The 8,881-nt window shown below is 60.8% G+C and carries 8 protein-coding genes and 1 pseudogene; 6 read left to right on the plus strand and 3 right to left on the minus strand.

Translation table 11 applies throughout. The features are described from left to right. Nucleotides 1–170: 170 nt before the first annotated feature. The 3 genes from AACZ55_RS14195 to AACZ55_RS14205 are packed head-to-tail and all read right to left on the minus strand — an operon-like array spanning nucleotide 171 to nucleotide 4,165. Entirely contained in the window at nucleotides 171–767 is a 597-nt protein-coding gene (locus tag AACZ55_RS14195) for an aminodeoxychorismate/anthranilate synthase component II (RefSeq protein ID WP_339647153.1), read from the minus strand. Between the two features lie 10 nt (nucleotides 768–777). Next, nucleotides 778–2,289: an anthranilate synthase component I gene (trpE, locus tag AACZ55_RS14200; RefSeq protein WP_339647156.1), complete on the minus strand. Its 1,512-nt coding sequence runs from the start codon at nucleotides 2,287–2,289 to the stop codon at nucleotides 778–780. 7 nt (nucleotides 2,290–2,296) lie between these two features. Continuing rightward, nucleotides 2,297–4,165: a SurA N-terminal domain-containing protein gene (locus AACZ55_RS14205; RefSeq protein WP_339647158.1), complete on the minus strand. Its 1,869-nt coding sequence runs from the start codon at nucleotides 4,163–4,165 to the stop codon at nucleotides 2,297–2,299. Between the two features lie 168 nt (nucleotides 4,166–4,333). Here AACZ55_RS14205 and tpiA point away from each other — a divergent pair, with 168 nt between their 5' ends. From tpiA to eno, 6 genes and pseudogenes are all read left to right on the plus strand, one after another. Continuing rightward, the gene (gene tpiA / locus AACZ55_RS14210; RefSeq protein ID WP_339647161.1) at nucleotides 4,334–5,089 is read left to right on the plus strand and encodes a triose-phosphate isomerase; all 756 of its coding nucleotides are present in this window, start codon (nucleotides 4,334–4,336) and stop codon (nucleotides 5,087–5,089) included. 245 nt (nucleotides 5,090–5,334) lie between these two features. Next, the gene (gene secG, locus AACZ55_RS14215) at nucleotides 5,335–5,859 is read left to right on the plus strand and encodes a preprotein translocase subunit SecG (protein WP_339647164.1); all 525 of its coding nucleotides are present in this window, start codon (nucleotides 5,335–5,337) and stop codon (nucleotides 5,857–5,859) included. A 113-nt stretch (nucleotides 5,860–5,972) separates the two neighbouring features. Further along, on the plus strand, nucleotides 5,973–7,598 hold the full coding sequence (locus AACZ55_RS14220; protein WP_339647166.1) for a CTP synthase: 1,626 nt from the start codon (nucleotides 5,973–5,975) through the stop codon (nucleotides 7,596–7,598). 16 nt (nucleotides 7,599–7,614) lie between these two features. Next, nucleotides 7,615–7,803, plus strand: coding sequence for a DUF4169 family protein (locus tag AACZ55_RS14225; protein WP_338606925.1), 189 nt, complete (start codon nucleotides 7,615–7,617; stop codon nucleotides 7,801–7,803). Between the two features lie 65 nt (nucleotides 7,804–7,868). After that, nucleotides 7,869–8,234, plus strand: coding sequence for a PRC-barrel domain-containing protein (locus tag AACZ55_RS14230; protein ID WP_338606924.1), 366 nt, complete (start codon nucleotides 7,869–7,871; stop codon nucleotides 8,232–8,234). Between the two features lie 144 nt (nucleotides 8,235–8,378). Then, nucleotides 8,379–8,881 (plus strand): annotated as a pseudogene (eno, locus tag AACZ55_RS14235) (phosphopyruvate hydratase); the annotation flags it as partial.

The raw sequence follows: 8,881 nt of genomic DNA on the forward strand, positions 1-8,881 counted from the left end.
CTACGGACGGCACTCACTCCCCGGGTCAAGCCCGAGGATGACGATGGGGGTGGGGCGAGCGACCGTGATAGGGCCGGGAGTGGGTCAAGCCCGAGAACGACAATGAGTGGGGTAAGTGGTGGCGAAAGACTGCGGAGGGCGCTTGCCTGCTCGCAGTCGACAATAGCCGGTCAAGCGGCCTGGTCGGCGTTGAAATCCCGCGCGATATTGAGAAAATTCTGCAGGATGGCGTGCCCGTTTTCCGAGGAAATGCTTTCGGGATGGAACTGGACTCCATGCACCGGCAAGTCGCGATGCTGGAGCCCCATGATCTGCCCGTCATCGGATCGGGCCGTCACGGTCAGTTCGGCGGGCAGGGTATCGTCACGCACCACCAGCGAGTGATAGCGGGTGGCCTCGAACTGCTTGTTGAGCCCGCGAAACACGCCACGCCCGTCATGGGTGATGGTGGAAACCTTGCCGTGCATCGGATGCGGCGCGCGCACCACGTCGCCACCAAAGGCCTGACCCATTGATTGCAGCCCCAGACAAACCCCGAACAGGGGGATTTCGCCTGCGAAACGCGAGATCAGCGGCAGGCAGATTCCTGCTTCGTTGGGCGTACAGGGGCCAGGGGAAATGACGATAGCGTCGGGCGCCTTTTCGGCGACCTCATCGAGCGTGATCTTGTCGTTGCGCGCCACATCGACCTCGGCCCCCAACTCGCCGATATAATGGACGAGATTGTAGGTGAAGCTGTCGTAATTATCGATCATCAAGACGCGCATTTTTTACCCGCTACTGACCCACTTTGGCCTGGCCGGCATAGCGTAACGCTTCCTCGGCGGCGCTGAAAAGAGCCTTTGCCTTGTTCTCGCATTCGAGTTGCTCAAGTTCGGGCTTGGAATCGGCGACGATCCCGGCGCCGGCCTGCACATAGAGCTTGTTGTCTTTGAGGATTGCTGTGCGCAAGACGATGCACGTATCCATGCGCCCGTCAGCCCCGAAATAGCCCACGCACCCGGCGTAAACGCCACGCCGGGCCACTTCGAGCTCGTCGATGATTTCCATGGCGCGCACTTTTGGCGCACCCGAAACGGTGCCAGCGGGAAACCCGGCGGCCAGCGCATCGATATTGTCGTATTTGGGATCGAGCTTACCCACCACATTGGAAACGATGTGCATGACGTGGGAATAGTATTCGAGGAAATATTTGTCGGTGACCTTCACCGTCCCGATCTGCGACACGCGCCCCACATCGTTGCGGCCCAGATCGAGCAGCATCAGATGTTCGGACAATTCCTTGGGATCGGCCAGCAACTCCTCGGCCATCTCCTTGTCCTGTTCGGGTGTCGCGCCGCGTTTGCGCGTTCCGGCAATCGGGCGGATCGTGACTTCGCCCTCATCGACGCGGACGAGGATTTCAGGGCTCGATCCCGCCACGGCGAAGTCGCCGAAATCGAGGAAATACATATAGGGCGAGGGGTTGGTACGCCGCAGCGCGCGATAAAGCGCCGTGGGCGGCAAAGTGAAATCGGCGGAAAACCGTTGGCTGAGCACCACCTGGAAGATATCGCCCGCCGCGATATAATCCTGCGCCGTGCGAACCATCGCAAAGTAATCATCGCGCGAGGTGTTCGAGCTGATCTCGATCTTTGCCAGATCGGGAATTTCGCTCATGCGGGGCAGGGGCTTTTCCAGCCGCACGATCGCATCCTCGATCCGCTCATTGGCCGCTTCGAACGCCTGGCGGGCCGTGACGCCCTCGCGGGGATAGACCGGTGCGGTCAGAAACAATTCATCCTTGAGCGTGTCGAATACGGCAAGCAACGAGGGCCGCATCATAATCGCGTCCGGCACCCCGATCGAATCGGGATTGGTGTCGGGCAGCTCTTCCATGAACCGCACCATGTCGTAACCTAAATACCCGAACACGCCTGCCGAGTTGGCGGGCAACGCGTTAGGCATATCGATCTGGCTCTCGGCGATCAGCGCCCTCAGGGCGTCGAGGGGACGTTCACCGAGCGCACGATAGCCATCGGGGGCCGTTTGTGCAGAGCGGTTGATCTCAGCCACGCCATCGCGAACCCGCCACAACAGGTCGGGATCGAGCCCGATGATCGAGTAACGCCCGCGCACAGCACCCCCTTCGACCGATTCGAGAAGGAAGCTGTAGCGCCGCCCTTCGGCCAATTTCAGATAGGTACCGATCGGCGTTTCAAGGTCGGCCACGATGCGCTTGTAGAGAACCTGTCCCTTGCCCGCATCATAGATTTCCGTAAAGGAAACAGAGTCATAGCCGTCAGGCATGGCCAACCTATTCGAGCCCGATCACGCGATTGAGGGCTTCCTCATTGATCCTGATCCCAACGTCGGACCGGAGTCCTTCGACAAAATTGGCAAAGATCAGATCGGGGAAATCCACTTCCAGGGCCTCGGCAACCTGGGACGGAGCATCCTCCGCGGCCGGCGTCACATCGGTCACCTGGAATACAACGACATCGCCGTCCTGGGTCGAGACGTAATCGGCATACCCCTCACCGCCCTGGAACGCCGCCTGAGCCACGTCGGGGTCGACCGCAGCACCGGCCGTGTTGCGCGAAAAAGGTGCGGAACTCTGGGGAATCTGGCCCTGGTCGGCGGCGACCGTGAAGATGTCGCTGCCGCCATCGATTGCGGCCACGATATCATCTGCAGTGCGCGTCATTTCCATATCGGTCTGCAGATCCTGCCAGGCGGCGATCGCCTCATCCCGCACCTCGTCGAGCGTCTGGTCGCGCGCTGGCTGAACCTCGGAAAGCTCGAAGAAAACGGTGCGGTTCGAACCGAGGCTGATGGCCGGGGTCACGCGCGCATCGGGCGAGGCGGCAAACACCGCATTCGTGATCGTCTGGGTCGAACCTTGCGGAAGCGTCGCGATATCGGCCAATTGCGCCCCGTCCGCTGTCAGGTCCAGATCGTGGATCTCGAGCCCATACTGTTCGGCAACCTCGGAGATCGGTTGGAAAGCTGCCCGGGCTTCTTCGATTTCGTCGTAAACGTCAAAGAGCATATCCTGCGCCTTGCGCGCCGCAACCGACTGCTCGACCTGATCGCGCACGACCTCAAGCGGCTGCTGTCCGCCGTCCTCGATCGCACTCACCCAGATGACGCGATAACCATTGCTGCCTTCGAGGACGACATATCCGTTCTGCTCGAGCCCGAACGCGGCCTGCGCCAGATTGGCATCGGTGATCTGACTTTCCGCCAGCGTGCCGAGCGAGGCGACCTCGGTCTGCAAACCCGCTTCCGACACCACGCTCGCAAAGCTCGCGCCGCTTTCGGCTCCGTCGATAAACGGCTGCGCGGCTTCGGCATCAGGCAGAACCAACTGGCTGATTGTCCGGCGTTCGGGCGCAATGAATTGCCCGGAAATCCGGTCGTACTCGGCGGCAATTTCCTCCTCGGTGACCTCGATGCCCTGCGCCAGCGCATCGACTGTCAGGGGCAAAAGGCTTACCGACCGGGTTTCAACGGTGCGGAACCGGGCCTGGTTTTCCGCAAAGAACTGCTGCAATTGCTCGTCGCTAGGCTCTTCGGTCACCGAAAAAAGCACGGGATTGAGTTCGACATACTCGATGGTGCGCTGGTCGCCGTCATAGGACCGCGCAATATCGAGCGCGACCTGGGGAACGTCGGCGCCGGCGAAAATCGTTCCGATCTGCTCACGCGCCGCCGCGCGCCGCTGGAGGTTGAGATATTCGGTTTCGGTGTAGCCGGACTGGCGCAGCATGGAGACAAATTCGCTCGCGTCAAACAGGCCCAGCGCGCCGGCAAAGTTGGGATCCTGCCGCACAAGTTCCGCCAGCTTGGCATCCGAGGCGCCAAGCCCCAGATCGCTGGCCAGGATTTCGATCGATGCGTCATTGGCCAGCCGCGCGATGGCGGAATTGGGAATGCCGAAACTGACCGCCTGCTGAGCGCTCGGAGCCATACCGGTCTGCGCGGCGAACTGGTTGACCTGGCTGCGATAGACCCGGTCGAAATCGCGTACCGAAATGTTCTGGTCCCCGACCCGGGCCACCGTATTGGCGTTGAGGTCGAGAAAGACACTCGGAATGCCGAAACCGGCGACCGCGATGATCAGAACACCCAGGAAGACTTTGGCGACCCAGCTGCGGCCGAAATTGCGAAGATTATCGAGCATTTAGTACCGATCGGTTGAGGGCGGACTCTAGCCTATTGTCGTAGGTTCACCCTATGGCATTCCAAGCGCGCGCATAATAGACAGGGTGTATCGGGCCCTGCAAGCCGCACGCAGGACGCCCGGTTAAGCCATTCTCCGTGTGCGTGCAAGGTGTTGTTGGGGTAGGGGATGCAGGAGCGATTGCGGCCACTGATTGCCGGGAACTGGAAGATGAACGGAACAAGCGCAGCGCTCGAGCAGATCGCCCGGCTCAAGACCCTTCTCGGTGAAGCCGGAAATATCGACAGTGACGTTCTTGTTTGTCCGCCAGCCACCCTTTTGGAACGTGCATCCCAGAGAGCCCAGGGCAGTACGCTCCGCATCGGTGGTCAGGACTGTCATGCAAACCCGAGTGGCGCCCATACCGGCGACGTCAGCGCCTCCATGCTGCTCGACGCCGGCGCCTCTTACGTTATCGTGGGCCATTCCGAGCGCCGCGCCGACCATGGCGAAACCAGCGAAACCGTCAGGGCAAAGGCTGCGGCCGCACTTGCCGCCGGACTTGTCCCGATCATTTGTGTCGGTGAGACCGAGGCCGAGCGCCTGGCAGGAACCGCGAATCAGGTGGTTGGCGAACAGGTCAAGTTTTCGCTGCCCGAAACCTTCGGCGAAACGCCGATCATCGTGGCCTATGAGCCCGTCTGGGCCATCGGCACCGGGCGGACACCCACGATTGACGATATCGCCCAGATGCATGCCCATATGCGCCAGCTCCTGGTCGCACGGTTCGGCAAGACCGGCGAAGCGGCCCTGCTGCTCTATGGCGGCTCGGTAAAGCCTTCCAACGCGGAAGAAATCCTGCGCACACCCAACGTCAACGGCGCACTGGTCGGCGGCGCGAGCCTTCTCGCCGACGACTTCTTTTCAATCATCGTCGCGGCCTGAAATGTGAACGGGAAACTGTCGCTCCGGAGGGCTGGCCAATGCCGATCTTTGCGTGTAGAACGCCCGCCAACGCGATGCCTGTGCAGAACCTTGCTTGCCGGCCGGACGGTCGGGGCAGGGCTTGAGCCGTTAAGCCTTCCCAGGCGAACACGAACCACGCGCATCTAAGAGATATTGCGTTGCCGGGATTCGCTTCCCATATGTCCCGGCTTGAGCGCGAGAGCATTTGAAGGACGAACCGTTAAATGGCCACAGTACTTATTGTCGCCTATCTGTTGATCGTGATCGCCATGATCGTGGTGATCCTGCTCCAGCGCTCCGAAGGCGGTGGCCTTGGGATGGGCGGCGGAGGCGGCGGCAATTTCATGTCCTCGCGCGGTTCGGCAAATCTTCTTACCCGGACCACTGCCATACTGGGTACGCTGTTCATGGTCACGGCCATTGGCCTCACCATCATCAGCCAGACCGATCGCAGCTCGACCTCGATCCTCGATCAGGCCGCGCAGAATCCAGACGGCACGCCAGCGACGGTGCTGGATGCTCTGGACGCCATGGGCACCGAAAACGACGATCTTGCCGTTCCCGCGCAGCCCGCCGCGACCAATGACGATCTGCTCGTGCCGGCGGCGCCCGACGAAGCGGCCCCGGCGGCTGAAGAACCTGCTGCCGAGCAACCCGAAGTGGTCGATCCCGGCGCGTCGATGATGTCGACAATGCCCGAGGAGCCCGCCGCCCAGGAGGCGCCGGCGCAGGAAACGGCGCCAAACTAGCGACGCCGGAATATGGTACGAAGAACGGGGATGGAAACATCCCCTTCTTTTTTGTGTGGGCGCGATCATTTTCGCGCTTCGAATCGAACGCGGCTTATGTAAGGTAAAACTCCATGGCTCGGTACGTTTTCATCACCGGTGGCGTGGTCTCCTCGCTCGGAAAAGGTCTTGCTTCGGCGGCGCTTGGCGCCGTGCTGCAGGCGCGTGGATACAAGGTTCGGCTGCGCAAGCTCGATCCTTATCTCAATGTCGATCCGGGCACGATGTCGCCCTATCAGCACGGCGAAGTTTTCGTGACCGACGACGGCGCGGAAACCGACCTCGATCTGGGCCATTACGAGCGCTTTACAGGCCGCTCTGCCAACCAGAAAGACAATGTGACCACCGGCCGGATCTATTCCGACATCCTGACCAAGGAACGCCGCGGTGATTATCTCGGCGCCACCGTACAGGTGATCCCCCACGTCACCGACGAGATCAAATCCTTTGTCACCTCCGACAATGACGATTTCGATTTCGTTTTGTGCGAGATCGGCGGCACGGTTGGCGATATCGAAGCCATGCCGTTTCTCGAAGCCATTCGCCAGCTCGGCAATGAACTGCCGCGCGGCGATGCGGTGTTCGTGCATCTGACCCTGATGCCATTCATCCCCAGCGCCGGCGAACTCAAGACCAAACCGACCCAGCACTCGGTCAAGGAACTGCGCTCGATCGGCATTCAGCCTGACATTCTGCTGATCCGCTGCGACCGGCCGATTCCGGAAGGCGAAAAGCGCAAGCTTTCCCTGTTCTGCAACGTGCGGCCCTCGGCAGTCATTCAGGCGCTCGATGTCGCCTCGATCTACGACGTGCCGATTGCCTACCACGAGGAAGGACTGGACGACGAAGTGCTGGCCGCCTTCGGGATAAAGGACGCTCCTGCACCCGAACTCGATGGCTGGCGCGAGATTTCGCGCCGCGTCCACGAGCCCGAGGGCACGGTCAATATCGCCATCGTGGGCAAATATACAGGGCTCAAGGATGCCTATAAGTCGCTGTCCGAGGCCCTGGCGCATGGCGGCATCGCCAACAACGTCAAGGTCAACCTCGAATGGATCGATTCCGAGGTGTTCGAGCGCGACGATCCGGCGCCTTACCTTGAAGGTATCCACGGCATTCTCGTGCCTGGCGGTTTTGGCGAGCGCGGCTCGGAAGGCAAGATCAATGCGGCGCGGTTCGCCCGTATCCGCGACGTTCCCTATTTCGGAATCTGTTTCGGCATGCAGATGGCCTGCATCGAAGCCGCCCGCAACACAGCCCACATCCCCAAAGCCTCTTCGACCGAATTCGGTCCGACCAGGGAAGCTGTCGTGGGGCTGATGACCGAATGGGTCAAGGACAATGAAAAGCGTGCCGGTTCGGACAAGGATCTGGGTGGCACCATGCGCCTTGGCGCCTATCCCGCCCAGCTCGTGCGCGGCAGCCGGGTGGCAGACATCTACGGCACCAACCGGATTTCCGAGCGCCATCGGCACCGCTACGAAGTCAACATGACCTACCGCAAGGTGCTGGAGGCCAATGGGCTTTTGTTCTCGGGTCTTTCGCCGGACGGGATGCTGCCCGAAATCGTCGAGCGCACGGATCACCCCTGGTTCATCGGGGTCCAGTACCATCCCGAACTCAAATCCCGCCCGTTCGAGCCGCACCCCTTGTTCCGCTCGTTCATTGCGGCCGCGGTCGAACAGAGCCGTCTGGTTTAGGGCAGGGAGCCGGGTAATGGCCGAGATCGTCAATCTCCGTCAGGCCCGCAAGAACAAGCTGCGCGCTGAAAAAGAGCGCGCAGCGGATGCCAATCGCGCCAAATTCGGCCGCGGCAAGGCCGAACGCCAGGCGGCCGAGAAACAGGCTGGCCGCGACGCGAAACATCTCGATCTTCACAAACGTCAATCCCAAGACGACCAGTAGGAACCCGATCCGTTCAGGGGCGTTGTGCACGCTCATAACAAAAGACCCCAAAACGGAGGTTGCTCATGCCTACTGCATCCGGACACACAACCGCCATCCGCGCCACGCGCGCTGTTGGCACCGATGTCTATAATCTCGATGGAAAGAAGATTGGCACGGTCGAAGACATCGTTCTCGACAAGACCGACAATTCCATAATGTTTGCCGTTGTCGGTTTCGGCGGTTTCCTTGGAATGGGCGAGAAGTTTCACGCTCTTCCCTGGGCAACGCTCGATTACGATCAGGACCAGGAGGGCTATGTCGTGCCCTTCACCCGCGACGAGCTTGAAGCAGGTCCAGCCGACACCATCACCGAGTTGACCAAGGATGACGGGCTTCATGCCCGCCAGGAAGCCTATTCCTATTACAAGGTCGATCCATACTGGCATTAGCCGCAAGTAATATAAGCAATGGCCCATGCGGCCCGATGCTCTGTCATCGGGCCGTATTATTTTTGCGCCAAGCCCTTCCTAAGCCGGGCCGCCTTTATTAGAAGGGCTGCAACCGGCATTCCCCATGAAACGAAGGGCGCTTCTATGTCTGCAATTGTTGACGTCATTGGCCGTCAGATATTTGACAGCCGCGGCAATCCGACCGTCGAAGTCGACGTGGTTCTCGATGACGGCAGCTTTGGCCGTGCCGCGGTGCCCTCGGGCGCTTCCACCGGCGCGCATGAAGCTGTCGAGCTGCGCGATGGCGGCGAAGCCTATCTGGGCAAGGGCGTGCTGAACGCCGTCGATAACGTCAACACCCTGATCGCCAGCGAGATCGAGGGCCTCGACGCCCTCGACCAGATCGCCCTCGATCAGGCGATGATCGACCTTGACGGCACACCGAACAAGGCCAGGCTCGGCGCCAACGCCATTCTCGGCGTATCGCTGGCCGTGGCCCGCGCCGCTGCCGAATCCAGCGCGCTTCCGCTTTGGCGTTATGTCGGCGGCCCGAATGCTCGTCTTTTGCCAGTGCCGATGATGAACATCATCAATGGCGGCGAACATGCCGACAACCCGATCGACATCCAGGAATTCATGATCATGCC

The sequence above is a fragment of the uncultured Pelagibacterium sp. genome (genome assembly GCF_963972885.1).
GTDB lineage: Bacteria > Pseudomonadota > Alphaproteobacteria > Rhizobiales > Devosiaceae > Pelagibacterium > Pelagibacterium nitratireducens.

Bases quoted from the DNA above. Each gene is read 5' to 3' on its own strand.
- tpiA (WP_339647161.1), top strand. From the start codon at position 4,334: ATGCAGGAGCGATTGCGGCCACTGATTGCCGGGAACTGGAAGATGAAC.
- AACZ55_RS14225 (WP_338606925.1), top strand. From the start codon at position 7,615: ATGGCCGAGATCGTCAATCTCCGTCAGGCCCGCAAGAACAAGCTGCGC.
- trpE (WP_339647156.1), bottom strand. From the start codon at position 2,289: ATGCCTGACGGCTATGACTCTGTTTCCTTTACGGAAATCTATGATGCG.
- AACZ55_RS14195 (WP_339647153.1), bottom strand. From the start codon at position 767: ATGCGCGTCTTGATGATCGATAATTACGACAGCTTCACCTACAATCTC.
- AACZ55_RS14230 (WP_338606924.1), top strand. From the start codon at position 7,869: ATGCCTACTGCATCCGGACACACAACCGCCATCCGCGCCACGCGCGCT.
- AACZ55_RS14220 (WP_339647166.1), top strand. From the start codon at position 5,973: ATGGCTCGGTACGTTTTCATCACCGGTGGCGTGGTCTCCTCGCTCGGA.
- AACZ55_RS14205 (WP_339647158.1), bottom strand. From the start codon at position 4,165: ATGCTCGATAATCTTCGCAATTTCGGCCGCAGCTGGGTCGCCAAAGTC.
- secG (WP_339647164.1), top strand. From the start codon at position 5,335: ATGGCCACAGTACTTATTGTCGCCTATCTGTTGATCGTGATCGCCATG.